This is a genomic window from Vagococcus sp., from assembly GCF_036639995.1.
In the GTDB taxonomy this organism is placed as follows: Bacteria; Bacillota; Bacilli; order Lactobacillales; family Vagococcaceae; genus Vagococcus.
Genome location: NZ_JAVWHO010000001.1, coordinates 140209 through 165447, shown reverse-complemented (window position 1 = coordinate 165447; position 25239 = coordinate 140209). Strand labels below are relative to the sequence as shown.

Below are 25239 nucleotides of genomic sequence, written 5' to 3'. Positions count from 1 at the left end.
CTTTTCCCTACCCTTCCATCAATTCACGTGTATTGTCAACTCTCTTTGTTACCCGTTGTTCATCTAAACATTCTAAAATTAGCATGGATGACTTACGACTTGACTCAGTCATATCTCTAAAATCAGCAATCGTCATTGACTTGTTTTTGCGGATAAAAGCTTTTACTAAGTCCACTGATTTTTGATAGTATTCTTGACTAATAACATACTCAAATGTTAATGATACTAAACTTTGACCTTCAAGCATCTCTAAAACATCTTTTCCATTTTTTTCATCCAATTGTGCTAAATCTTCTTTTTTAAGTGGTGTAAAACCAGATTGAATAACTTTCTTTTCAATTTGTTGTTTTACTTTTTCTTGATATTTATTTAATTCAATTTTAAAATCAGGATGAGATAGACGATGATTAGATAGTTTCAAGTCGTCATTTTCTGCTAATAGTGTCACTACTTTATCTAATTGTTTTGGTGTTAATATATTTTTTACTTTTGACCTAACCTCTTCTAGAGGCATCCCTGGTCGCAAACGATAAAGTTTATGATATTGATCCAACTCTTGATATAAAAGGCGTTTAATTTGCTGCAATTTATTTAAGTGAACCCATTCAGAATCAGATAATTGAATAACTGCTCCCTCTTCTTTAAGAGATACTAACATCGATTGAACGGAATCCTTTGGTAAATTCATGTAATCACTAATGTCTTTAACTGTTCCAACAATGGCTTGTTGGTTAACTAAAAAGTCTAAAATCAAGTGATCCATATTTCCTTCTTCTTTGACTTTCAGACTATCTAAAACATCTTGTTTAAAGCGGCGATGCTTACTAGGTACCGCGTCCAAGACCTGGCCCCCACCAATAGTAACCATCGGTGAGTAAGCACGCATAATAAATCTATCTCCCGTTTTAACAGCAAGCTGTTCTTCTAACCGAAGTTGAACAAAGCCTTCTTCATTAGCTTCAATTCTCTCTTGACCAATTGGTACCAATCTAGCAAAAACTTCTTGAGTTCCAACTAACACTCTCACTCTGTCCCATAAATTTAAGCCTAATTTAGCATGAGGTAAACATGCTACTTTGGCATCTAGCATCCACGTCGCCTCAAGAGAAACGCCATTCGTTAAAACGTCCCCTCTTGAAATTTCTTCTTTAGAAATATTCGTTAGATTAAGTGCTGTTCGTTGCCCAGAAAAAGCTTCTTTTTTATCTGTTTCATGAACTTGAATTGTTCGAATCTTAGTCTTTTTGCCACTTGGAAATACTGTCAACTCATCCCCTACTTTGAAAGTACCATCAATCAACGTTCCTGTAACAACTGTTCCAAACCCTTTAACAGAAAAAACTCGGTCAACATTTAATCGGCCTACTTCCTGAATAGTTTTTTCTGGAATCTGTTCAGCAAAGTGTTGAATCGCCATTTTTAATTCATCCAGCCCAATTTTTTCGACAGCATCCGTTTCAATTAAAGGTGCATCTTTTAATACTGTATCAGATAATTGTTCTTTAATATCCTCTTTTACAAGTTCTTTTAAATCTTCATCAACTGTTTGGCATTTAGTTAAGACAATCATAAAGTGTTGAATACCGAGTAAGGTTAAAATATCAATATGCTCTTTTGTTTGCGGCATGATTCCTTCTGCAGCATCGATAACTAACAAAATCAAATCAATACCTGGAAGACCAGCTACCATATTTTTGATAAATTTTTCATGTCCAGGGACATCTACAATTCCAACGCGTTTTTTATTAGGTAAATCAAGATAAGCAAACCCTAAATTAATTGACAGTCCTCTTGTTTTTTCTTCTTTCGTTGTATCTGTTTCAATGCCCGTTAATCCTTTAATTAACGTCGTTTTACCATGGTCAATGTGTCCAGCTGTTCCAATTACGATATCTGCCATATGCCTTAGCCAACCTTTCTATACGTCATGTTCAGCCCCTTACCACTTGCATGAAAGTAGCCTTCAAATAAAATGTCATGTTGATTCAGTAACGCTAAAATTTCTTGTTCAACCTCAATATCATATTTTAAAGAAAAACCACAGCTTTCTTTAATTTTTTCTGGTGTTGAAATAATTCTAGCTGGAAGATTTTTTTCTTTAAGATATTTCTCAGCTTCCATCGCATGATGCGTGGATTCAAAAAGAAGTACGCCATATTCTTTCATGCTTTATAGCCTCCTATGGTTTTACCACTTTAATCGCTGAACTCATCATTTCAACGATACGATACATATTGGTAATTTCTCCAATGGCAAGTTGATCTGTTAAGCCATAAAAATTCAAACAAGCGCCACAAGCATAGATCGTCACACCTTGCTCTTTCATTTGTTTTAAATCATCTAACACATCTGAGCCTTCAACCGCTAATTTCACCCCACCGTTATAAAAAATAATCGTTTCAGGTAATTCGTCTTGTTCAAGTAAAGAATAAATAAAGGCTTTCATTAAATTAGCCCCTAACTCATCTGAGCCTCTACCCATTACATCTGTGTCAATAGCTACTGTATAACCAATTTTTTCCGGTACAAGTTCTTCTGTATTTACTGTATTAGAAATCTCAATCTGAGCACCTTCTTTACTAATGACAGTAACAAAGTGAGTATTAGAAATTTCTTCTCGTTGATACGTCAAACCAAGTTGTTCAGCTAATTTTTTTAAGTTTTGAGTCGCAATATCGTTATCAACAATTGTTGTAACACTTTCATTTTCTTTCAACGCTTTTTTAGTTTTAATAACTGGCAATGGACAAGCCATCCCTCTTGCATCAATTTCAAACATATCTATCTCACCTTTCTTATTTAACAATCATTTCGTTCGTTGTTTTTTCAATTATTTGACCAAAATCTTTAGCTGGAATTCCAGCTTCATTCAACTCTTTAACTAATTTTTCTGCATCTTTTTCTGCAATACTAATTAATAAACCGCCAGACGTTTGAGGATCAAATAGTAGTTCCTCAATACCAAAATCATCTACTTCAAAAGAAACAAATTCTGTTAAGTAATTTCTATTTCGTTGACCACCAGCTGTTAAAATAAATTCTTTTGCTCCAGTATAAGCTTCTTTAAAATAAGGTAAATTATTACTATCAATTACTGCTGAGAATTCATCATGTAACATTTCATGTAAATGACCTAAAAGTCCAAATCCAGTCACATCAGTACAACTATTAATTGGATATTTTTTAGCAATATCCATTGCGTATTTATTAAGTGTTTGCATATAGTCTGTCGCCACTTCAAAGGCTTCTTTACTAATTTCACCAACGCTATATCCCGTTGTAATGACACCAACACCCAAAGGTTTAGTCAAAATTAAATGATCACCAATTTGTCCTGCGTTATTCATTAAAACTTCCTCAGGTCTTGCTGTGCCTGTAACTGATAAACCATATTTAACGGAATGATCATGGATTGAGTGTCCACCAGCTAAAATACCACCAGCTTCTTGAACTTTCTCAGCCCCGCCTCTTAAAATTTCTTTTAATATTTGAAAATCCTTTTCTTCAGGAAATGCGACAATATTTAAAGCAGATAAAACGGTACCACCCATTGCATAAATATCGCTTAATGCATTAGCTGCTGCGATTTTTCCAAACAAATAAGGATCAGTTACCATCGTTGGGAAAAAATCTAGTGTTTGTATAATTACTTGATCATCACTAATTTTTATAACAGCAGCATCATCCGTGTTTTCAAACCCGACTAAAAGTTTCTCGCTCGTTACTTTTGGTAAATCCGCAAGTAAATCTCCTAAATCTCCTGGTCCAATCTTAGCATTACAGCCACCGCATACAATCAATTGTTCTGAATTTTCCATGTTGTCATCTCCTCTTATCTACTAAAACAACAATACCATAAAAACGCTATTATATTGTTATTTTAACAGACAAATTAAAAAGGACGAAAATAAAGATTAAAAGAGCTTTATTTTCGTCCTTTATTATTAAGCTACTGTTTTTCTGCTCTTTAAGATATAAGTAATACCTGTATAAATAATGACTGCGATAATAACCCAAGTTAGAACATCCATTGGCATATCAGTTACAAATTTAGCTGCAATCGCAACCCCAATTACGCCACCAATAATAATACCAATTGTTCCTTTTCTTGAATAATTACCATTTTTAATAAACTCAACTCCAGCAACTGGCATTAAACCAGCACAAGAAGCCATCATGATTGGAAATGCAATCAATGGATTAAGTCCTAACATATATACCATTGCCATACAAGGTGCATAAAGTCCTACACCAATTGTCATTAAAGCTCCAAAAATGAAGTTTCCTACAACACCAATAACTAATTTAATACCAGTTAAGGCTGTTGCTGTATTACCAGCGCCTAGCATATCAAGCCAGCCTAATTGTCTAGCTGCCATTAAAAAGGCAGTTACAACTAGAGCTAATCCAATGTAAAGTTGTACTTTCTTTTCAGGTAATTTAGCTACAGTTTTAGATCCTACCCAAGAACCAATAATTGCTGCAAATACAAGTGATAATAAAGTAACTGGTGAAACATCAACTACTTTAATGAAGATAAACGCTTCAATCATTACAGGAATTGTGTGAGCTATATTAAGCGTTCCTGGAATTTTTTTATCATCATCCATGTATTTTGTTAATTGAAATAACATTGTAGTAGGTGCGAAGCTACCAATTCCTAAAGTATCCAAAAAGTCTGTAACAAAACCTATTCCAATGGCAATCGGAAGACTTTCATTTCCTAAACTTGCTTTATTTGCAATTAAATCTTTCACTAAGAAGAATACGTAGTAAAGAAGTAATAAACCTAAAATACCTAATAATACTGCTACCATTTTTTTACTCCCTTCCTATCTAGCCCAATACGAATCCATCTTTAAGTTGATCTTTTGGATCAATTAAAAATGTATTAAATCCGTTAATATTTGCTGAACCAGATACGCGAGGAATGATAGCTTTATAATCGCCTAATTCCGCTGTACGTACTACTTCGCCTTTAAATTTAGTACCTAAAATACTTTCGTAAACAAATGTATCCCCAATACCCATTTCACCTTTAGCATATAATGTTGCTAATTTAGCACTTGTACCAGTACCGCATGGTGAACGGTCAACTTGTCCATCACCAAAGACAACAACATTTTGATAAGTTGCATCTGGGCTTGTTGCTGGACCATAGATTTCTACTAAATCAACTGTTTTAATATGTTCTAATGTCGGATGTTGAATTTCTACTTGCTCATTAACAGCATCTCTGATTTTAATTCCTACATCGGAGAATTTAGATGCGTTTTCAGGTTTGATTTCTATACCTAAATCAGTTGCTGGTAAGATAGCAAAGAAACTACCACCAAATGAGATATCAATTGTTAATTCACCAATTTCTGGCACGTTAACTTTTACGCCTTCTTTGTATAAGAATGATTCCACGTTTTCAAATGATACTGATTCTGCATAGTAATCTTCACTTAAATGAACCTCTCCATGAACAATTCCTGCAGGTGTATCTTGAACAACTTTTACTTCTCTTTGACCAGGCTCAACATCAACCCAACCAGTTTCTACAGCTGCAGTCATTGCTGCAATTGTATTATGTCCACACATATTTAAGTAGCCACCAGCATCCATAAAAATAATACCATAATCAGCTTCATCGTGAACTGGCTCACAAATAAATGCCCCAAACATTTCATTATGACCTCTAGGCTCATGCATAATAGACGTTCTTAAATAATCTTTTTGTGTTTCTAAATATTCTTTTTTCTCAGCCATAGTTTTTCCAGGGAATTTGGGAATTCCACCGATAACTAGACGAGCTGCTTCTCCAGCTGTATGTGTATCAATTGCTGACATCATTTTTGAAAATTTCATTTTTATATGACTCCCTTCAAAAAGTTAATTTACCTTTTATCTTTTCTCATCTTTAATTTAATGGATGCAAGCGCTTTACTTGCATCGCGAGAATCTATCGTATTTTCCCCAACTACCTCGGTCTCTTTTCCTTCTTCAGATTTATTAAAATCTAAAACAAAGTCCGTGTAATTATTTTCTACAACAAATTTCGCTTGTTTTCCGATAAATTTTAAGCCAATCACACTAATATCACGTTTTCCGATTTCTTCTAATGTATTGGCAAAATCAACGTCTGAATTACCCCAACCATCTGTTGAGACGATCGCTCCTTGACAACTCATACTTTTCAACCAAGTTGCTGTTCTATTTCCCACAAAGTATTTCATTTTGTTACTTTGCGGCGTTCCAACAACAACAACACCTAGAAAATTAATATCAGGATCAGTTGACAACAAATCGACAAGTGGATCTTGAAAGTGATGGAGGGTGGTTTCTTTTGTTGAAGGTCCTATTCCCATAGTTATCCCACTCTCTTTACCACAAAAACATCAGACCATCGCTCTGATAGCACCGTCACGATATTCGTTTGGCGAAATAATAATTGGCACGTTGTTCATATCAATAATAGACGTTCCACCTGCAAAACCACTTGGTTCATTTGGAAAAATCATATTATCATACATGGCACCTTGACCTGCCACTTGTTTGACAAGTGCCACTTTTGGCTTATCCACGTTATATGTTTCAACAAAATGATGACTTTCTGTCGCTAATCGACCATCCATCATTTTTAAAGCTTCTCTTATTTCTTGAATGTAATTGTCAGTAATTTCAAACATTTTCAAACATAATTCACGATCAAATTTTGCCTGTTTTTCAGCTAAAATATCAATATGAATAATATAATCAGTCTCTTTCGGCGTACCTACTCGATTAAGTTGCAAATTTTCTGACAAAATACCTTCTGAAGAACCAAATTCATGCATCTGTTCTCCCTCTTCAATGGCTCCCGTTAAAACAACACAAACACCTGTTAAGGTATGTGTTATACCATCACCAAGTTGCCCCAACACTTTAGTGGATATTGGAATAACATCCATAATAGTGTTGGTGCTAACATTTAGGTGATACGGAGACAAAAGCTGGATAGATACTTCTTTGATGTCCTCATCAACAACATCATAACTATTCTTTATTTGTAGAGCGTTAGCGTCTAATTGAAACTTATCTCCTGATGTCACTGTGTTCATGTGAAAAGCTTTTATTTTTAGCTCTCTTTGATTCATCATTTAACCCAGCTTTCATTTCAATCAAAACTTACTTTATTCTCTACTAAACGTGAGCAATGTATTCGTAAGGTAAACTAACAATTTTTCCTGGAGTTTCAATTGCTACTAATTCTTTTAATGTATCTTTTAAGATACCTGTTTGCATTTCAATATTGTGAGGTTCTCCTGCATTTGCACCCATTGGAACTAATGGAGCAACTGCTCTAGGTGAACCATTTTGACGCACTACTGGAGGTAGAGCGGCGATTAAAATTGTAGGAATTCCTGCTTCCTCAATAGCTCTCTGCACGATCACGGCAGTTCTGTGGCAAGTCCCTCAGCCAGCTGTTAAGACAACTGCATCAACGTCTTCTTCCACTAATTTTTGAGCGATTTCTGGACCAGTCACATCGTGAAATGCATCTTGGTCTCCCCCGCCACCCATGAAACCAAAGTGCATAGGAGCAACTTCTTTAATGAAGCCTTCTTTAGCTAATTCATGTAGACGATCAATTGGGAACATAGCATTAATGTCACGGTTAACGTCAGCATTATCGTATCCACCGTGAGAAACCATTAACTCTTCTGTTGTTGCAGTATCAGGGATTTCTCGATAACTTGTATCCCCTGCTAAATTAAATCTTGGATCTGTTTTTAAATGTACCCCAGCAGCTGTTGCCATGGCTACACGCATTTCTTTTAACTCTTTTTTTACAGGAGTAAAGATTGATTTTGGTGTAATTGGTACGTAAATTTCTGATTGTAAACCTTCAAAAACCGTTAAACTCATGGTTTAAATCTCCTCTCGTGATTTCATCATTTTTTCTTGTCTTGCTTGATGTTCTGTGATTGCATTGACATAATGTTCATTAGGATTCTCATCTAAAACTTCAGGGTATGACATCATAAAGCCAACTTCTTGGCCAATTTTAACGTCATATTCAGAAATTAACATTCTTCTTGGAATTTTAAATTGTCCTAAACGACCTTTAATATCAATCGTCACGCTTGCATCAGTAATATCTACTAGTATTCCTTCAAACATTCTCTCAGTTGATAAATACTTTAATTGATCTATTCTATCCATCTTCTCACCTACGATTTTTTATTCTTTTTCGTAAATCTCTTGACGTTTTTTACTCTTAGGTAAGATTTGTTCATTTTCAACACGTTCAATTTTTTGACCGGTTGTTTTTTCAATGATTTCAAGGTTATTTTCTTTAACGTTAGGATTCCATTTACGTTCTGCTTCTTTGATTGTTCCGCCACCCATTAATGTTTTCAACATTGCTAAGTCACGAATCGCATCTTCTTTACATAGTGTATTGTTTGATAATACTTCATTTTCAATACCTTGTTTTGATTTGTTGTTATCAACCATCGCAATCATTTCTTTGTTACCAACAACTAAAGCACCTTGAACGGCACTATAAGAGTCACCAACAACATGAATGCCACGTTTACCAACTTCTTCAATATGAGAAGCAAAATCAATATGGTTATTCCCAAAACCTTCAGTTGTCACAATAGCACCATCGATGCCCATTGCTTCAATTGTCATACCTAAACGTTTTGATACATAGTATTTTTCAGAGTTTGCTTGAGGAGATCCTACAAACATAACTCCAACTAAGTCGATTTCTTCATCTTTCATTGCTTCAAGAACTAAAGGTTCACGCCAGTAATGACGAGATGTTTCTTTAGAAGCTGGTCCAATACAAGTTAACGCATGAATACCACCATCCATAACTTCTGTTGGCGCTAAGATAACTGGTAAGTTACCTAAGTCAACGTTAGGTTTTGCACCTAATGTACCAACTGGTTCAACTGGCATGATTAAGTTATCATGCATTGCACCTTGTCCCATAATTTCTTTAATAACAAGAACTTTTTTCTTACCAGGACGACGGTATTGAACTAATTCATCTTCGTTATAAACAAGAGATGCATCAGCAACTTTAAGAGCTTCTCTGATTTCTTGTGTAATATAATCAGATGCTTTATGAGCAGCAAGAGGTCCAGGTCTTTCCATATTAGCGCCCGCTTTGATTGTTACTTGCGTTTTAACAAAGATTTCGCCTTTTTCTGGAGCACCAGGGCGTCCCCACATGATGTTACGGTCTAATTCACCTTCTGATGAACCAAACTCACCAATTTGAACACCGTTTTCGTCAGTACCAGTAACAACCATAACAACGCCATCAAGTACACGAGTAATTCCGTGACCTAAATCGCCTTCTGTTTTAGTTGCAATTGGTTGAACATCCATGATTGTTTCGCTATATTCACCGTAACGATCTGGTGTAATAATATCGATTTTCATGTCAGTTACTAAGTTTTCTAACTCAACAGCTTCTTGACCTAATACTTTAGGATCTCTGATTGTTAATGTTGTTCCTTCGATTTTTGTTTCATCTCCGAAAACAACTTCCTTAATCATTAAATGCTCTCTCTTAACTGAACGCATTTTAATTGCTTCTTCTTCTTTTTCAGCAACCACTGAAGTACTTGATTCAACTCCTGAAGTAGTAGCTTCTGTTGCTTGAGCAGCTGGTGCTACTGGTGCACTTGTAGTGCCTCCCGTCATAACGATAGGTAATTCTAAATCTATACCTTTTCCTTCAGCAATATGAATTTTGATTGTTTGATTTGTTGTTACAGCTGTTTGTGCTACTGCAACTGGTGCTGGTGTAGCTGATGGTGTATTTTCAACAACTTCTTCTACTATCTCTTCAACAACTTCTTCTTCAATCACATTCGCACCTTCTACTAATTCTGGTGTTAATGGAACTAAAGCGTCTGTTGTAGCTAATAATTTAGCACCCAATACTTCCTCAATTGTTAAACAATTTTCTGGAACTTCTAGTAAACCTGAATCCTCTAAATCAGGGAAAATCGCTGGATCTTCCAAGTTAGATGGTTCAATGATGATATTTCCTTCCGCGCGACAACAAAGCACCGCAGGATCTTTTGCATGATCTTTCGCAGTTTCTACAGTAATAGACATTCGAAAACTCCTCCTAATATTTTTAATAAATTGTATTTCTTCTATAACACTATTTATTTGGTAGTTTACGATATAGTTTATGTCCAACTGCGCGAAGAACATGATCTGTGTGATGATAAACTGGAACTCCTAACCTAGGAGCGACACCTAAGACGGTGTTAGTTCAATCGGAGCAGGTACCTGTAATTACTACTTCGGCACCTTCTTTTTTCATCTTCATGATTTTTTCGGCTTGCCCAGGACATACGCCTGGTTTAGAACATCTATATCGTCCATTTACTTCTACCATTCGCTTACACATTTCACTAGCAACAACTTCTGCTCCCATGTTATTGGCAATTTCTGTTAGGCGTTCTTTTGAACCACCACATTCACAAATTAAAATACCAACTTTACGATTTTCTTGTGGGAAAGGCATTGCTACTAATACTCCACCAGTTGTTTTAGTTACTGGGGTTGACTCTGTGCCGCTAGACCCGGTCATAGGTCCGCCAATTACTATTTCTCCATGAGGTTCTATGTATCCACCTGCTTCGTCAATTAAGATTTTAACAGGTAAACCAATCGGAACATTAAAGAAAACATGAGATTCATCTTTCACACGACCAGAAACGGTTACGTCTTTATCAATGAATGGTTTGCGGTCTTCAATCGCTTCAACAATATGTTTTAATGTTTCAACGTTTGAAACCACAGCACCTACCTCAATAGGTAATTGGCCTGGTTCTAAAACAACACCTAGAATTTCACGAATAATCATTCGTTCATCTCCAGCTGGGTAAAGATCAGGTAATCTAAAAACTTCAATAAACGGTTCGTCTTTTGTTGCTTTTAAAAGTTCGATAACGGCTTGACGATTTTTATCTTTAACAGCTATATAACTTTTTTTAGCTTTCGTGATTTCCATCACATATTTGACGCCGCGAACTAATTGGTCCGAATGTTCTCTAATCTGTTTAATGTTATGGCTAAGTAAAGCTTCACATTCAACAGCATTGGCAATAAAATATCCTTCTGGAATCTCCACATTTAATTTAACATGTGTCGGAAATCCAGCTCCTCCAGCACCAACTATTCCTGCTGCTTCAACTAAAGCTAACTTGGAATCTGATTCTTTTAAAGGGATATAATCAACATTTTGTTCGCTAGCTGGAACTATCGCGATAGTTTCAGTAGTTACCTCAGACACTTTACCTGAAACACTTGCATGAATATTAGCTCCCAAACCAGCTGGGATAGCGATAAGTTCTCCTCGTTTAACATTATCGCCTTTTTTCACTAACGCTTCACATGGTGCTCCAACGTGTTGTTTTAATGGCATATAAAATACGGTCACTTTTTTCACCTCCTGTTTTTTGTGATATCGTGAGCATTTGAAGGTTAACAAATCTCGTGAACATAATAACACATAGAATAAAATTTGGGTACCCCCTTTTCTATTTATTATGTTACATTTTTACCTTCTTAGCCTTTTAAACTTATTCAATCGTGATATAAACTGATAGTGTTTTCTTCGTGATTTTAAGTAAAATATTCACAAACAAAATAAAATAACAGATTAAAATCTATTTTTATTTTGATATTATTTCACAGTCTTTTAATGTGTCCGCTTTCACGAAAACAATGTGATTCTTTCACATTTTCTTAATCATTCTAGCCGCCCCAATTGCTCCTGTATACTGAGCTAAAGGATGCGTAACTAATTTATTACCTGTGAAATCTTCTAAAATCTTTTTCATTTCTTTGCTTCCTGATAAACCACCTGAAAAGAAAATTAATTCTTCTTTTTTGGGAGAAATTTTTAAAAATTGCCCATGAATTCGATGGCAAATTGAATGAAGTACACCTAAAGCAATATCTTCTCTTGATTCTCCTTTAGCAGTTAAGCTGATAACTTCTGTTTCTGCAAAAACAGTACACATACTATTTATTTTAATTGGTTCTGCATTATTAACAAAAGTATCAAGATGATCAATTTCTTCACCTAAAATGCGCATTAGTACTTCCACAAATCTTCCTGTGCCAGCTGCACATTTATCATTCATATTAAATTCTTCCACTTGACCAAATGAATCTAAACGAATTGTCTTACTATCTTGCCCACCAATATCTATGATACTCGTGATATCAGGATTTAAAAATTTGGCACCTTTAGCATGACACGTAATTTCAGTAATACACTTGTCTGCTTCTACCAACCTTCGTCCATAACCCGTTGTAACAAGTAGTGTTTCTTTATCATAGCCTAACTGATCAAGTATATCAGCCATGGCTTTTTTAGGATTTCCTGCGGTTAATACTAATGCTTGATTTTTAATCACATCATCTTCCATCAACACACCTTTTGTTGTGGTTGATCCTGAATCAAGTCCTATTACACGCATGATTTATCCTCCCATCATTTCAATAAAAGCTTCTACTCTCGTATTAATTTGTTCCACATCCGCATTGGAATAATCTGTTTCCAAATAAAGATATGGTACACCTTTTTCTTTTTGGCAAAACTCTTTAATTTTAAGTGACTCAACAGAAAACGGTGTACAGAACTGGAGAACCATATCTAAAACGCCATCTACTTGATATTCATCAATCATACGATCAAGCATATCAATTCTTGGTTGGTTATTAGAAAGACACGCGCATCCAATATCTAAGTATTTTTCAGCTAAAGCTTCATAAATATCTGGGTTTGTTTCATCCACAAGACGTTCAATTGGTTTGGCTACTGTACAGTTTTCATAAGCAACAATTTCCCCACCATTTTCTTCAATTGCTCGAATTACTTTTTCAGTTACTCCACCAATTGGAGAGCCAGTAATCAAAATACGTGGTTTATTACTTTTAATTTTGGGTGTTTCTTCGTAATCTTTTAAAATATTTTCAGTCATTTCATTTAAATCTTGAATTAATTTTGGTTTATCAAATGTATAATTAGCTCCATACATGACTTTGAAAATTTCAGACCCTTTAATTGGTAGCGGATTCAATTTTCCTAACCCATAAAAATTCTTACGCGCACGACGTTCCTCATTTTTTAAGATAGTTGCTTCTCTAATGGCTTCCTCTGTTACTTCAACACCAAAATAATCTTCTAATTTTTCTTTAAAGCGAATCATTTCAGCCTTCCATAATTGAAATGCTTCTGGACTATTTCTCATATTTGGTAAATGCATTAGATAGAGATCTTTAAAATCAGTCATGTATTCATACATTTTCTTTTTACCATCACACGTTGCTTCACCTACAATTAAATCTGAGAAATAAAAGTATGGACATTTATCTGTTTTACCAAAACCAAAACTAGATTTAATAAGTGGACATAAATTTCTTGGTAATATTTCTTCTGCATCAGGAATTGTTTCATCAGATGTTGAACATAAACTAATTTGAAGTGCACCTGCTGCCATAGTTATTTCTTCTGGCATAAAAGTACAATAAACACCAACAATCGGTTTACCCTCATCTTTTAATTTTTTTACAGCTAAAAAACCTTGTTGTCTTGCTTCTGCGAAATCGTTAAATATCGTTGGCAATTCAGTTCTAACTTGCATATAAAATCCTCCATTTCTTTTGTGTCTTGATTCACAATAAGCTTAGTGGGTTTTTCTTTTTTTTTCAATCCGTTTTTTTATTTATTCTATTTAAAGCACCTTTTGAGTAATGGATATTTAATGAACATTCGATAAAAAAGTGTAAACAAAAAGACAAAATACTCGAGGAAAGTATTTTGTCTTTTTTGCAATTTTTATTAAAAATAACACACTAGATATTAATCCGCTTTTTATTAACCTTCAAATAATATTAGTATGCTCTTGCCCAGTGCATCATGTACTTCGCGTCTTTGCCGTTCCATAAATCTTTCACGCCAGTTAAATCAGCATCCAGATATTCAAAACTTAGGCATCGAGATGAAGCACCTGTTTCTTCTTTGATTTGATCTTCCACTTCAGGGTCTCCAGACCAAGGTGCAATAACAAATCCGCCGTCTTTAGCGTATTCTTCAAATTCTTCTTTCGTATGTGCCACACGTGTTTTAGCATTTTGGCGTTCACGTGCTTTTTCTAACATACTATTATGAATATCGTCTAATAAGTTTTCGATATTTTCTGTTAAGTTTTCGTCTAATGCCATTGTCATTTTTTCTAATGTATCACGACGAACGACTACTACTTCACCAGCTTCAATATCTTTTGGTCCAATTTCAATTCTAACTGGAAAACCTTTCATTTCAGCTTCACTGAATTTCCAACCTGGTTGTTTGTCAGATGCGTCAACCATAACAGTCACTTTATCTTTCAATTGATCGCGTAAATCATAAGCTTTATCAAGAACGCCCTCTTTATGTTGAGCAATTGGAATAATTGCTACTTGAGTTGGTGCGATTCTTGGAGGTAACACTAAACCGCGGTCATCACTATGAACCATGATTAAACCACCAATTGCTCGTGTTGTAATTGCCCAAGATGTTGTATTTACAAATTGTTCTTCACCATTTTTATCTGAGTAGGTAATCTCAAATGCTTTACCAAAGTTATCTCCTAAATGGTGAGAAGTAGTAATTTGTAAAGCTTTTCCATCATACATCAATGTTTCATTCGTATATGTTTTATCTGCTCCAGCAAATTTTTCACTTTCAGATTTCACTCCTGAAACAACGGGTATTGCTAAAACATTCTCACAAACATCAACATACATATCTAAAATCATTAATGCTTCTTTATCGGCATCTTCATAATCAGCATGACAGGTGTGGCCTTCATGCCAGAAAAATTCTGTTGTTCTTAAAAATGGTCGCGTTGTTTTTTCCCAACGCATAACGCTTACCCATTGGTTATATAACACTGGTAAGTCTCTATGTGAATGAATTATTTTTTTGAAATGCTCACAGAACATAACTTCTGAAGTTGGTCTAACTGCTAATCTTTCTTGAAGTGGTGAATCTCCACCAGCTGTAACCCATGCTACTTCAGGAGCAAATCCTTCTACGTGTTCTGCTTCTTTTAATAATAAATGTTCAGGAATTAACATTGGCATTAATACGTTTTGGTGTCCTGTTGCTTTAAGATTAGTATCAACAATATGTTGAATTCCTTCCCATAAAGCTGTACCCAACGGACGAACAACCATACATCCTTTAACACTTGAATAATCACATAATTCAGCTTTCAAACAAACGTCTGTATACCACTTAGCAAAGTCTACATCACGACTTGTTATCTGCTTAACGAAACCTTCTTTTTTTGCCATTTTAATTCCTCCTAAATTTAAATAAAAAAAAATCCACTTTGAATGCAAGGACCATTGACTGGCGGTACCACCTTGCTTCAAAGTAGAGTTACTTTACGACTTGAGGGATTTATAAAGGTATCCAACCTATATTTAATTGGTAGGTTCAAGGGCTTTTCTACTAGAATCTTTTCAGCTACCGATTCCTCTCTTTTCATAGCAAGTTGTCCTTTACTAGTCCATCTTTATATTATATTTTTAAAATTATTTTGGCGGGAAAGTGTGGGAATCGAACCCACCCAAGAAGCTCCTAACTCCTCATACTGGTTTTGAAGACCAGAGGGAACACCAGAACCCATCCATTCCCATGTAAAAATTAACTTGACAACAATGTACCATTAAAAAAAATGCTTGTCAAACACATAAATTAAAAAAAACAGATAATTTGTCTTTTTTCTTAATAAAAAAATGTGAATTATTCTTCTAACTTCAACTTCCTCTCAAATGAAATAAATAGATAAAACACTTGTTTTAAAGAATGCTAATAACTCTTTTACTTAATAGTTAAATAACAAAATTAATTTCACAAAACTATCACATTAATTATTTTTTTATAATTCACTTTTAAATATGTATAAAATAAAAAAGCAGCATGGATCTTATTGGACCCAAAACTGTCTTATTTTTTACCGTGAATATATAGCATTAGCTCTTCTTCAGAAAAATAATCTTGTGTTCCTGCACTAAAGCGAACTAAATATTTGTTTTTTTGACTATCTTTTTCTGTTATTAACCCAACTATTGGAAGTTTTGGATTAGTTAATTGAATAATATCTCCAACATTATATTTTGTCACATTTACACCTCTTTCCAACATACCTAATTAGTAAGACCTAGTTTAATACAGGTATTAACAAAGTACAATAAAAAATCATTGATTATATCAAAATAATCAATGATTCTAATTAAATTCTTCTATTTAATCAATAAAGACAAACTTAAATTACATTTTTTTGCGTAAAACAAAGCCCATTCCCAAAATTGTGAATGCTCCTAAGAGAGTTAAAACGGTTTTTTGTTTTTCTTCACCTGTTTTAGGTAAAAAACCGCCTTTATCATCAGATGTCGTTGGCGTTGTTACTTTACCTTTTTCTGTTGAAGACGTCACAGATGGTTCAGTTGTTTGACTTGAGCTACTTTCTCCTTCACCGCCATTACCATCGCTACTTTGTAATAATCCAGCTATTCTTCCAAAAGGTAATTCTTCTCCTTTTGCTCTTGCTTCTTCTTCTAATTTTTGCAAATTGTTTAACTTAGCAATTAACTGGTCATTTGTTAAATTAACGCCTGGGATAAAAGTACTATTCACAGGGTAAAGTGTTTTTAAATACGTTTGTAACTCATCCACTCGAGGAATCATTTCTGAGTAGCTATTAAACCCACTTGGATTGAAGTATAGCTGTGTAAGCGCGTCGTTTAAGTTAACAGTCTTATCAACAAATAACGTTGTCAATAGGCGTGAATATGCGCCGTAATCCATCCCAGTAATATCATAGTTATAACGAGTAAATAGTGTCATTGTTTGTTCTAGTTGTTCATCTGTATATTTATCCAATTCTTCTTTTGAAATACCGTAACCACCGCTAGAAAGTTCTTCTCTAATTTTTGAAGCTGCCGGCTTATCATCTACAGGAACTTCTTCACCTTTTTTCTCACCCACAAGTTTTTCAACTGTTTTTTCAACTTCTGAGGTAGTTGTTCCTTTATTGTCTTCACTTGTATTAGTTGTCGCTTCCGTTGACGTACTTGACTCTGTTGAAGCGACTTCTTTTGATTCAGTTGCTTCTGTTGATAGCTGAATCTTTTTATCATTAGCAGAATCTTTTGTTACGTTATCAGCTAACACAACATGACTTCCTGTCATTCCAATAAGTAATAATGTGCTGATAAGTAATGTTTGTTTCTTCATTGTCATAAAAAATCCTCCATTCATTCAGTTTAATTGTACCCCTAAGAAAGACAAAAAATAAGGTTTATCCTTTTTTTTAAGTTATTCTTAATAAATTTAAGACTGTTTCTGATATTCTGATTTCAAAATACTCATTATTTTAATATCGTGCCACATACCACCACGATAAAAAGCTTCTCTTAAAGTTCCTTCCAGTTGAAAACCTAATTTTTCATACATAGAAATTGCCCTGGTATTGAATGAAAAAACTTGAAGCATTAATCGGTGAAGATTCCATTCATTAAAGGCAGTATTCATCAATAATTTCAAGGAATTCTGGCCTATTTTTTGCCCCCATTTTTCTTTTTCTCCAATATCAATAATACATTCTGCTGATTGATCTTTTCTATTAATATTTATTAAAGAAATAATACCTACTGTTTTATTATCATCTTTAGTCACTATCATATAACTGCGACTTGTTTCTGACACTAGAATCCCCTTAATAAAGCTTTCTGTTTCTTCCAATGTAAATTGATCTAGCTCCGGGCTTGTTGATGACATAACATCAATATCATTTCGCCATTGATGATATATTTTTGCATCTGATATTTCTAATTTTCTTAATTTAATTTGATTTGTTTCAAACATTGCATTCATCCTTTCTTTAAATACAGTTCAGTCATTTCTAAAAAACTCGTTATTTTCATTTGTCTATTTTTTTTTGTAGAAGGCGTACTTGATTCATGAATCAAAATACCATCAATCATTGATAACAACGTTTCCGAAAAAAGGTAAGTATCAATATTTTTGGAAACAAATTGTTTTTTTTGACCATCTTTAAAAAATTCAGACATTGTTTCCTTTAATTCATTTACTCTTACACCCAAATAAGGATAACTTTTTTTATCGTGAGTTAATAAAAATTCAGATTTAGCCTGAGACAAGTTAACACCTGAATCAAGTTCATCAAAAATTTGGAACATCTTTTTATTATACTCTCGATAAAAACTAGATATATCTGATTTTACTGTAAAAATCGTTGCATTTTCTAGGTCATCATATTTTAATACGGCGATAAATAACTCCTCAATATTTTTGAAATAAGCATATAAACCACCTCTTGAAATACTTGCTGTCTCGAGCACATCTTTCATTGTTGCACCCGTAAATCCCTTTTGCGCAAAGACGCTACGAGCTGCAATTATTATTTTTTCTTGTCTATTTTCAATATAGGTTGAACTTACTTTCGGCACTAGATTTCCTCCTTAGTCCATATTAGACATTCGTGTTCATTTTAATATAGCCGCTTTTTTAATTTTTGTCAAAAAAAAAGATAGAAGTGATTTTTTTACTTAAAATCACTTCTATCTTCTCTATTTTTCGTTAATTTATTTCTTGTCCTAATCCTTTTTCTTTTGCTTTTTCAACAATTTTATTCGCAACATAAACATCTAAAACAGCAGATCCAACTGTTTTAAAGATTGTAATTTCTTTATCATCTTTACGGCCTTCAATTTGATTTAACGCTAATTGTCCTAACTCACCTTTATAATGGTCTTTTTTAATATAACCTTCTTTAAGAGGTTGAATAAAGTCACCTGCTTCTTCCATTACGCCGTCTATTGTATCAAAAATGACAGTAGTTGCAGCTTTTATTGCTTCTTTTGGAATTTCACACATTTCAGGAGTATAAGCACCAACACCATTAATATGAGCGCCTTCTTTTACCCATTCTGCTGAGAATGTTGGGCGTTTTGAGGTAGTCACACTTGTGATAATATCTGCTCCTTCAACACATTCTTTTGCTTCATGACAAGGCACCATTTTAACTTTGTATTTAGCTTCCATCTCTTTAGAAAAATTTTCAGCACGAGCAAAATCAATATCAAAAATTCGCACAGATTCCAATTCTCTAGCTGTTAACATTGCCCATAGTTGGCCTTCAGCTTGACCACCAGTTCCGATTAAAGCACCAATTTTAGCATCTTTTCGAGCCAACATTTCAGTTGCTGCTCCTTGTACCGCACCTGTTCTTAATTGTGTTAAGTATGTACCATCTAAAATGGCTGATACCATCCCTGTTTCTGCATCTAATGTCACCATTGTCGCCGGAACACTTGGTATATTTTTTTCAATATTTTTGGGATAAACTGAGACAATCTTGACTCCTAAAGCATCCTGATCTGCCTCAACGTAAGCTGGCATGTAAAGACTTTGTCCTTCTTGTTTTGCTACATTTATATTTGTTCTTAACGGTACACTTGCTTTTCCTTTAGAGTATAATTCCAAAGATTCACGACAAGCATCCATTGCTTCTCTCATTGTAAAACTTTCAATAATATTTTCTTTTGTTAAAAATAACATGTATAATATCTCCTTTTCTAAGCTTCTTGTCTTACTTGTTTAAATTGTGTGATTAACATTGAATATGCACTATATAAAAGCACAATAATTACTAACCATTTTAATAAATAGGTATTCAATGATTTTACTAAGAATACCGCCACTAAAACGCCTAAAACACCGAATGTTGAGGTGAAGAAAGTAATTTTTCTACTGTATTGATCTAACTTAACAAATTGAACGCTACCAACTGGTACTGAGAACGTACAAGCACCCATCATAATTGGAAACGCAGCAATTGGATCCATTCCTAGTAAATAAACAGTCACCATTGTTAATGCATATGAGCCAATACCAATATTATTTAAAGCACCATACACGAATAATAAAACAGCTGCTAAAATAAGTTTACCACCATATAATTCTGTTGCAATACCATTAGATGGAATCCAATTAACTTGTCCTGCAAAAATTAAAAAGGCTGCAATAATAAGTCCAACACCTACAAAGTTTTTTATCGTTTTTTCGGGTAATTTAACCACAAATTTTGGTCCAATATACGCGCCAATAACTTGAGAAATAATACAAACTGCTAACGTTTTAATACCGACTTCAACAGAAGAAATATATGATAACGCCATTGCTGCTACTGGAATAACACATTGTGTATTTAATGTTCCTGGAAGTTTTTTCATACTTGTCCAATTAAGTTTTGGATACAAAACTGTTCCAATAGCAAAATCGGAGATACCAAAAGTTGATAAGAAAAATGTGATAAATGACGTAAACGGAAGTAACTTCATATCTCCTGTTTCTTCTTTAAATTCTTTTTTATTATTTAATAAATCTTTCACAAATACTACTAAAAAATAACCGTTGACTAAAATAATTAAACTTAATAAAATCGTTTTTACCATTGTTTAATCCTCCCTATAAATTAACCTGATTTTTTCAAAATCTTTTCCGTATTTTTCTTGTAGTTCACTTGGACTTTCTTTAATAATCTTCAAAGTATACGCATCATGTTTAACGTATTCTTTTGACAAACTAACCATTGCTCGATTATGCGTCCATGTCACATCAATCAAATAATTACTTGAATCCATTGTGCCAAAAACAACTTCTTTTTCATCTGCAACAACATTGATCCATCTAGAACCAAAGTCTTGTAATTTTTCTTCTTCAAATCCGTGAATATAATAGTTTTTTATTGGAATATCATAGTTATGTGCGTTACTAAATAAGATTAAAACAAATTTTTCTACTCTCTCTTCTGCTTCTTGAAGAACGTTTAATAATTCATTTGAAAGATCGTCTTCCCAAATTTGGATTAATAAACTTTTTGAAGCATTACTGATTAAGTGCTCTACTTTTTCTAAAACGTTTTCATAACTTTCTAACTTCCAGAGCAATTCTTCTTCTTCTTGCTCCTTAATTTTTCCAAGATTATTTTCTAAAATACTTAGGTCTTGTTTGACATTTTTTTCCAATCGACTCAAAAATTCATCTGATGAGATGGCATTATATAGTTTAGGTTCTGATTTATTAACGACCACCAAATTTTTTTTCATTAATTTTTCTAAAACGTTATATACTTTTGATCTTGCAACACCAGATTGTTTACTCACTTCATAACCAGTCATTACACCTTTTTCAAGTAGTGTTGTATAGACTAATGTCTCCATTTCAGAAAAATCATATTTTTTCATTATTTGTACAATCGTTTCCATATTATTATCTCCTAATTGTTTAGTAGCTACTACGGTAACTACTATAACTTATATTTTTTAATTCCGCAACACTTTGTGTTTATTTTTACAATTTATCACCCTTTATTAACAACGTTTCTAATAATAATAATCACCAATAGTGAATATATTAACAATAGTTTTTATCTGTTTTAATTGTTTTTTAAATATAATGTAATATTATTTCACAAACTAATAAGCATATATTTAATTTTAGTGTTAAACTAAATTTATTAGGACAAATGTCAGTTTTTTCCTTCTTTTCTTAATAGTTTTCTCATATTGTAAAGACATCCGTCCTATCAAATAAAGCGCATTCATAATAAAATATAACTATCGGAGGAAATAAAAATGGAAACATTGCTAGAGGTTATTAAATCCAACAAAAAGATAAATCATATCTTTCAAAACTGTCCATATAAGATTTTATCTCACATGGAGTTAGTTCATATTAAAGCAAAAAAATTTAGTCTAGCCCAAGGTAATTGCTATGATTCTGTTTATATTATTGTTAGTGGTAAACTAAAAATTTTTGTATCAGAAGAAAATGGACGTCAAATTTTACTTGATATTTACAAAGAAGGAAACTTTATTGGCGAACAAGAAGCTTATTTAAATGCTCCTTACAGCGCATCTATCGAAAGTATTACAGATTGTCTCATGATAAAAATTCCTAACATTTACTTTTTAGAGTGGGTAGGTTTAGACTCTCATTTTAATGAATTACTTCTTCAATCTTTATGTGAACAAATGTATGAATTAACTAATCGTGCCGCAAAGTATAGTCTTGCAACTGTTAAGGAGCAAGTTATCGCAACCATTTTTGATCTTCATGAATCTCATCAGATTATCGAAAAAAAACTATTGGTCGAATCCGTTTCTGCAACACCTCGAAGTGTTTACAGAGTACTAAATGAACTTGAGCAACTTTCATTAATTCAGATAGAACCAAAGCTTATTTCAATTTCAGATGAGAATAAATTATTATTTGAAGGGAAGAAAATTTAATGGAAAAACAAGCACATATTCAATTGCAACCGATGGAAAATGTTACAAAAGCTATTATTGTTGGAGATCCAAAAAGAGTAGATACTGTAAAGGCACATTTATCATCAGCTAAAGATTTAACATTCAATAGAGAATTTAAGTCTGTATTAGGTAATTATAAGGGAGAAAACATTTTAGTTATCTCCACTGGAATTGGAGCACCTTCAACCGCTATTGCGATTGAAGAATTATATAATATCGGTATCAATAGTGTCATTCGTGTTGGTAGTTGTGGCGCCATGCAAGCTAATATTCCACTTGGAGAATTAGTTATTTCAACTGGTGCTGTTCGAGATGAAGGGTTAACTAAAAAATATGTACCTGCTGATTATCCAGCAATCCCTACCCCATCCCTTGTATCAAATGCTCAAAAGTTATCTCCTTCATCTCATTTTGGTATAACTCGTTCTCATGATGGTTTTTATATGCCTGACAATGCAGATACAGAAAAGAAATGGTCTGAGTTTGGTATTTTAGGTGGAGATATGGAAACAAGTACGTTGTATACTCTTGGATCTCTAAAAAAGATGAAAACCTTAGCTATTTTAAATAACGTTGTTTTGTTTGAAGCTGATTTAAATGAAGGTGTTAATAATCTTGTTAACGAGGCCGAAGTGGTTGCAAAAGGAGAGCAAGATTCTATTGAATTAGCTTTAGCTCTTTTAAAAGGAGAAGGATAATATGGAAGCAGAAAATAAATCTTGGTGGTATCAACAATTATTTACAGGTTGGAAAAAGTTTGAAATTACTTATATTATTGCACTTTTGGTGCTACAAGTAGTTGCTTATTTAATTGCTCCTGACTCAGTCATTGGAATGATTAGTGGATTAGCAGGTGTTATTTGTTTAGTATACGGAATGAAGGGCCGTAAAGTTACATTTATCTTTGGTCTAGTACAAACTGTTGCTATGTCTTATATTGCTTTTAAAACTCATGCTTATGGTTCTTTTGCTATGAACATCATCTATGTTATTTCTCAACCTATTGGCTGGTTTTTATGGGGAAATGATGAAGCTGTTAATAGCTTTAGTGCTGGCGTTAAGAAAAAACTATTTCTTGGTGCATTCCTTGCTTGGGGTATCGGTTGGTTAGTTCTGGCAAATTTAGGCGGACAACTGCCTTACTTTGATAGTGTTAACTTAGTCATCTCATTAATTGCCCAAACACTTTATATTTTTAAATACAAAGAAAATTGGTCACTTTGGATTTTTGTTAATATTGCTAATTTAATTTATTGGTCATTATTAACTTATCGTGTCTTTACGGGAGCTGTGGATGTTGGTACTCTTGGTGGATGTCTCTCTCAAGTAGCACTTCAAGCAGCACTTTTATTCAACAGTATTTATGCAAATAAAGTATGGAATGATTATGATTCCGTAGCAGAATAAAAGTAAAAAAACACAGAGTGGCTATTCCAATATAGAATAGCTACTCTGTATTTTTATTGGTTCGTTTTTATTGATTTACCAACAATTTAAAGAATAACGTTTCTTTTATACTTGTTATTTTAACTGGTTTGCGACAATTAATCTAACAATCGTTTTTGACCTTCGAGGTTTTGGATTTTGGTAATATCTTGTGTCACTTCTAAACATCCAAGATAATTTTTACTCTCGTCCCTTAAAGCAAAATATCTGATATACACTCTTCTTTCTCCGAGATTAATCCAAAATTCCGCATCATTTTTTTCACCCGATTTAAAGTCTTTTAATATTTGTTCTACCATGTGCATACTTTTTGGCGGATGACAATTAACTACTTCTCGTCCAATAACTGATGTAGTTCTTGGAAATACTCTATTTGGACCTTCTGAATAAAACCTCACTTTATCCTCTGCATCAACAATCGTTAAATCAACAGGTAATACTTCAAACATAGCCTTCAATTCTTTTAAGTTTAAATTTCCTGTTGGTAGTTCTATTAAACCATCCTCAGGTAATGTTGGCTTGTCACTTATTGTTTGCTTTTGCAATTCACTAAATTTAATTGATTCTTGGATAGCTATTTGTCTGAGAGGTTCGTTTTCAACACTTTTCTTCTTCGCCTCTTCACTTGCTTTATAGTTTACTGGTGTTGGAATAAATGAAAAGCCGATATCCATACTATTTTTAGCAATTTCTTCCCAATCCTCTAAACTAAATACTTCAAGCACCATTGGCACCATGATTTCTTCTTCTTTAAAAATCATTTCTTCAATGTCATCAATCATTGCCATTAAAGGTTCTCTTAGTTGATTAATAATAAAGGTTGGTGATGAAAATTCTTTGATTAATTTTTTTATTTGCTCTCTAATGTCATCATCCACACCCCACATTACTTGTGGTGGAGCAGTGATCCCGTATTGCTCCATATAAGAGAAAAATAGCATTTCCTTTCTTTGGTAATGAGTATCAATTTGATACAAATCTTTCAAAACAGAAACCAAACGATTCTGCAAACTCAAATCACCTTTAACTATTTTTTCAAAAAGAGGCAGTAGTTCATCTTTTAAAAGAGAACGAATCACTATATTTTCTAATTTTAATGTATGAACAGGATGCCCTGGCGTTTCGTGTTCATAGTTTGAATGATGAATATCTTTAATAGATCCTTTAAATACTGCTGCATGAACCGTACAAAGTTTTTGAATCTCCTGTGGATCTAAACCACCTGCAATTAGTTCTCTTTCAGCTGATGTTATCTCGCTAACATCAATATCACTAAACGATTCATCAAACATTGCTTTTGCTTCTTCAAATTGGCCACCTTCGTGTAAAAGGCCTAATATTTCAATTAATTTTTTCTGTCTTTCTAATGCTCTTTTTTCACTCACT

26 protein-coding genes and 1 tRNA gene are annotated in these 25239 nt (G+C 33.6%); 3 read left to right on the top strand and 24 right to left on the bottom strand.

Features of this window, described 5'->3' with window-relative positions:
• Positions 1–7: 7 nt before the first annotated feature.
• From selB to RR554_RS00735, 23 genes are all read right to left on the bottom strand, one after another.
• Positions 8–1900 (bottom strand): selenocysteine-specific translation elongation factor, encoded by a 1893-nt coding sequence (gene selB / locus RR554_RS00845; protein ID WP_332462070.1) that lies wholly within the window; start codon positions 1898–1900, stop codon positions 8–10.
• Positions 1901–1905: 5 nt separating this feature from the next.
• Positions 1906–2166, bottom strand: coding sequence for a DUF3343 domain-containing protein (locus RR554_RS00840; protein ID WP_332462071.1), 261 nt, complete (start codon positions 2164–2166; stop codon positions 1906–1908).
• 13 nt (positions 2167–2179) lie between these two features.
• On the bottom strand, positions 2180–2779 hold the full coding sequence (gene yedF / locus RR554_RS00835) for a sulfurtransferase-like selenium metabolism protein YedF (RefSeq protein ID WP_332462072.1): 600 nt from the start codon (positions 2777–2779) through the stop codon (positions 2180–2182).
• A gap of 16 nt (positions 2780–2795) precedes the next feature.
• Entirely contained in the window at positions 2796–3818 is a 1023-nt protein-coding gene (gene selD, locus RR554_RS00830) for a selenide, water dikinase SelD (RefSeq protein ID WP_332462073.1), read from the bottom strand.
• 126 nt (positions 3819–3944) lie between these two features.
• Entirely contained in the window at positions 3945–4817 is an 873-nt protein-coding gene (locus RR554_RS00825) for a TSUP family transporter (RefSeq protein WP_332462074.1), read from the bottom strand.
• A 19-nt stretch (positions 4818–4836) separates the two neighbouring features.
• Positions 4837–5853: a proline racemase family protein gene (locus tag RR554_RS00820; RefSeq protein ID WP_332467225.1), complete on the bottom strand. Its 1017-nt coding sequence runs from the start codon at positions 5851–5853 to the stop codon at positions 4837–4839.
• A gap of 29 nt (positions 5854–5882) precedes the next feature.
• Positions 5883–6353, bottom strand: coding sequence for a glycine/sarcosine/betaine reductase component B subunit (locus tag RR554_RS00815; RefSeq protein ID WP_332462076.1), 471 nt, complete (start codon positions 6351–6353; stop codon positions 5883–5885).
• A gap of 30 nt (positions 6354–6383) precedes the next feature.
• Positions 6384–7121 (bottom strand): proline reductase cluster protein PrdD, encoded by a 738-nt coding sequence (gene prdD, locus RR554_RS00810; RefSeq protein WP_332462236.1) that lies wholly within the window; start codon positions 7119–7121, stop codon positions 6384–6386.
• Between the two features lie 46 nt (positions 7122–7167).
• Positions 7168–7893 carry a D-proline reductase (dithiol) protein PrdB gene (gene prdB, locus RR554_RS00805; protein WP_332462077.1) on the bottom strand — a complete coding sequence of 242 codons (726 nt, stop codon included), beginning with the start codon at positions 7891–7893 and terminating at the stop codon, positions 7168–7170.
• A 3-nt stretch (positions 7894–7896) separates the two neighbouring features.
• Positions 7897–8190 carry a CBO2463/CBO2479 domain-containing protein gene (locus RR554_RS00800; RefSeq protein WP_332462078.1) on the bottom strand — a complete coding sequence of 98 codons (294 nt, stop codon included), beginning with the start codon at positions 8188–8190 and terminating at the stop codon, positions 7897–7899.
• Positions 8191–8208: 18 nt separating this feature from the next.
• Positions 8209–10110, bottom strand: a complete 1902-nt coding sequence (gene prdA / locus RR554_RS00795) for a D-proline reductase (dithiol) proprotein PrdA (protein WP_332462079.1) — start codon at positions 10108–10110, stop codon at positions 8209–8211.
• A 49-nt stretch (positions 10111–10159) separates the two neighbouring features.
• A complete protein-coding gene (gene prdC, locus RR554_RS00790) occupies positions 10160–11446 on the bottom strand; it encodes a proline reductase-associated electron transfer protein PrdC (protein WP_332462080.1) in 1287 nt (428 codons plus the stop codon).
• Positions 11447–11744: 298 nt separating this feature from the next.
• The gene (locus tag RR554_RS00785; RefSeq protein ID WP_332462081.1) at positions 11745–12494 is read right to left on the bottom strand and encodes an acyl-CoA dehydratase activase; all 750 of its coding nucleotides are present in this window, start codon (positions 12492–12494) and stop codon (positions 11745–11747) included.
• Between the two features lie 3 nt (positions 12495–12497).
• Positions 12498–13661: a double-cubane-cluster-containing anaerobic reductase gene (locus RR554_RS00780; protein WP_332462082.1), complete on the bottom strand. Its 1164-nt coding sequence runs from the start codon at positions 13659–13661 to the stop codon at positions 12498–12500.
• Between the two features lie 250 nt (positions 13662–13911).
• Positions 13912–15357 carry a proline--tRNA ligase gene (gene proS / locus RR554_RS00775; RefSeq protein ID WP_332462083.1) on the bottom strand — a complete coding sequence of 482 codons (1446 nt, stop codon included), beginning with the start codon at positions 15355–15357 and terminating at the stop codon, positions 13912–13914.
• 249 nt (positions 15358–15606) lie between these two features.
• Positions 15607–15703 (bottom strand) — tRNA-Sec (locus RR554_RS00770).
• 312 nt (positions 15704–16015) lie between these two features.
• Positions 16016–16192: a hypothetical protein gene (locus RR554_RS00765; protein ID WP_332462084.1), complete on the bottom strand. Its 177-nt coding sequence runs from the start codon at positions 16190–16192 to the stop codon at positions 16016–16018.
• A gap of 147 nt (positions 16193–16339) precedes the next feature.
• Positions 16340–17311: an LPXTG cell wall anchor domain-containing protein gene (locus RR554_RS00760; RefSeq protein ID WP_332467224.1), complete on the bottom strand. Its 972-nt coding sequence runs from the start codon at positions 17309–17311 to the stop codon at positions 16340–16342.
• Positions 17312–17401: 90 nt separating this feature from the next.
• On the bottom strand, positions 17402–17935 hold the full coding sequence (locus tag RR554_RS00755) for a GNAT family N-acetyltransferase (RefSeq protein ID WP_332462087.1): 534 nt from the start codon (positions 17933–17935) through the stop codon (positions 17402–17404).
• Positions 17936–17940: 5 nt separating this feature from the next.
• Positions 17941–18540 carry a TetR/AcrR family transcriptional regulator gene (locus tag RR554_RS00750; protein WP_332462088.1) on the bottom strand — a complete coding sequence of 200 codons (600 nt, stop codon included), beginning with the start codon at positions 18538–18540 and terminating at the stop codon, positions 17941–17943.
• Between the two features lie 130 nt (positions 18541–18670).
• On the bottom strand, positions 18671–19651 hold the full coding sequence (locus RR554_RS00745; protein WP_332467223.1) for an ornithine cyclodeaminase family protein: 981 nt from the start codon (positions 19649–19651) through the stop codon (positions 18671–18673).
• Between the two features lie 17 nt (positions 19652–19668).
• Positions 19669–20547 carry a sulfite exporter TauE/SafE family protein gene (locus tag RR554_RS00740; protein ID WP_332462090.1) on the bottom strand — a complete coding sequence of 293 codons (879 nt, stop codon included), beginning with the start codon at positions 20545–20547 and terminating at the stop codon, positions 19669–19671.
• Between the two features lie 3 nt (positions 20548–20550).
• Complete coding sequence (locus tag RR554_RS00735) at positions 20551–21360, bottom strand: TrmB family transcriptional regulator (protein ID WP_332462091.1); 810 nt, start codon at positions 21358–21360, stop codon at positions 20551–20553.
• A gap of 369 nt (positions 21361–21729) precedes the next feature.
• Between RR554_RS00735 and RR554_RS00730 the strand changes: the two genes are divergently transcribed.
• The 3 genes from RR554_RS00730 to pnuC are packed head-to-tail and all read left to right on the top strand — an operon-like array spanning position 21730 to position 23814.
• A complete protein-coding gene (locus tag RR554_RS00730; protein WP_332462092.1) occupies positions 21730–22386 on the top strand; it encodes a Crp/Fnr family transcriptional regulator in 657 nt (218 codons plus the stop codon).
• Positions 22386–23105: a nucleoside phosphorylase gene (locus RR554_RS00725; protein WP_332462093.1), complete on the top strand. Its 720-nt coding sequence runs from the start codon at positions 22386–22388 to the stop codon at positions 23103–23105. Before RR554_RS00730 ends, RR554_RS00725 begins: the two co-directional genes overlap by 1 nt.
• 1 nt (position 23106) lies before the next feature.
• A complete protein-coding gene (gene pnuC, locus RR554_RS00720) occupies positions 23107–23814 on the top strand; it encodes a nicotinamide riboside transporter PnuC (protein WP_332462094.1) in 708 nt (235 codons plus the stop codon).
• Between the two features lie 137 nt (positions 23815–23951).
• On the opposite strand, the gene RR554_RS00715 is transcribed toward pnuC, so the two are convergent.
• A complete protein-coding gene (locus RR554_RS00715) occupies positions 23952–25238 on the bottom strand; it encodes a DUF438 domain-containing protein (RefSeq protein WP_332467222.1) in 1287 nt (428 codons plus the stop codon).
• Between the last annotated feature and the right edge of the window lies 1 nt (position 25239).

Bases quoted from the DNA above. Each gene is read 5' to 3' on its own strand.
- RR554_RS00825 (WP_332462074.1), bottom strand. From the start codon at position 4,817: ATGGTAGCAGTATTATTAGGTATTTTAGGTTTATTACTTCTTTACTAC.
- selD (WP_332462073.1), bottom strand. From the start codon at position 3,818: ATGGAAAATTCAGAACAATTGATTGTATGCGGTGGCTGTAATGCTAAG.
- RR554_RS00730 (WP_332462092.1), top strand. From the start codon at position 21,730: ATGGAAACATTGCTAGAGGTTATTAAATCCAACAAAAAGATAAATCAT.
- RR554_RS00800 (WP_332462078.1), bottom strand. From the start codon at position 8,190: ATGGATAGAATAGATCAATTAAAGTATTTATCAACTGAGAGAATGTTT.
- prdD (WP_332462236.1), bottom strand. From the start codon at position 7,121: ATGAATCAAAGAGAGCTAAAAATAAAAGCTTTTCACATGAACACAGTG.
- RR554_RS00815 (WP_332462076.1), bottom strand. From the start codon at position 6,353: ATGGGAATAGGACCTTCAACAAAAGAAACCACCCTCCATCACTTTCAA.
- RR554_RS00780 (WP_332462082.1), bottom strand. From the start codon at position 13,661: ATGCAAGTTAGAACTGAATTGCCAACGATATTTAACGATTTCGCAGAA.
- prdA (WP_332462079.1), bottom strand. From the start codon at position 10,110: ATGTCTATTACTGTAGAAACTGCGAAAGATCATGCAAAAGATCCTGCG.
- RR554_RS00725 (WP_332462093.1), top strand. From the start codon at position 22,386: ATGGAAAAACAAGCACATATTCAATTGCAACCGATGGAAAATGTTACA.
- RR554_RS00745 (WP_332467223.1), bottom strand. From the start codon at position 19,651: ATGTTATTTTTAACAAAAGAAAATATTATTGAAAGTTTTACAATGAGA.
- RR554_RS00840 (WP_332462071.1), bottom strand. From the start codon at position 2,166: ATGAAAGAATATGGCGTACTTCTTTTTGAATCCACGCATCATGCGATG.
- RR554_RS00755 (WP_332462087.1), bottom strand. From the start codon at position 17,935: ATGTTTGAAACAAATCAAATTAAATTAAGAAAATTAGAAATATCAGAT.
- RR554_RS00760 (WP_332467224.1), bottom strand. From the start codon at position 17,311: ATGACAATGAAGAAACAAACATTACTTATCAGCACATTATTACTTATT.
- RR554_RS00820 (WP_332467225.1), bottom strand. From the start codon at position 5,853: ATGAAATTTTCAAAAATGATGTCAGCAATTGATACACATACAGCTGGA.
- pnuC (WP_332462094.1), top strand. From the start codon at position 23,107: ATGGAAGCAGAAAATAAATCTTGGTGGTATCAACAATTATTTACAGGT.
- proS (WP_332462083.1), bottom strand. From the start codon at position 15,357: ATGGCAAAAAAAGAAGGTTTCGTTAAGCAGATAACAAGTCGTGATGTA.
- RR554_RS00735 (WP_332462091.1), bottom strand. From the start codon at position 21,360: ATGGAAACGATTGTACAAATAATGAAAAAATATGATTTTTCTGAAATG.
- RR554_RS00740 (WP_332462090.1), bottom strand. From the start codon at position 20,547: ATGGTAAAAACGATTTTATTAAGTTTAATTATTTTAGTCAACGGTTAT.
- RR554_RS00785 (WP_332462081.1), bottom strand. From the start codon at position 12,494: ATGCGTGTAATAGGACTTGATTCAGGATCAACCACAACAAAAGGTGTG.
- selB (WP_332462070.1), bottom strand. From the start codon at position 1,900: ATGGCAGATATCGTAATTGGAACAGCTGGACACATTGACCATGGTAAA.
- yedF (WP_332462072.1), bottom strand. From the start codon at position 2,779: ATGTTTGAAATTGATGCAAGAGGGATGGCTTGTCCATTGCCAGTTATT.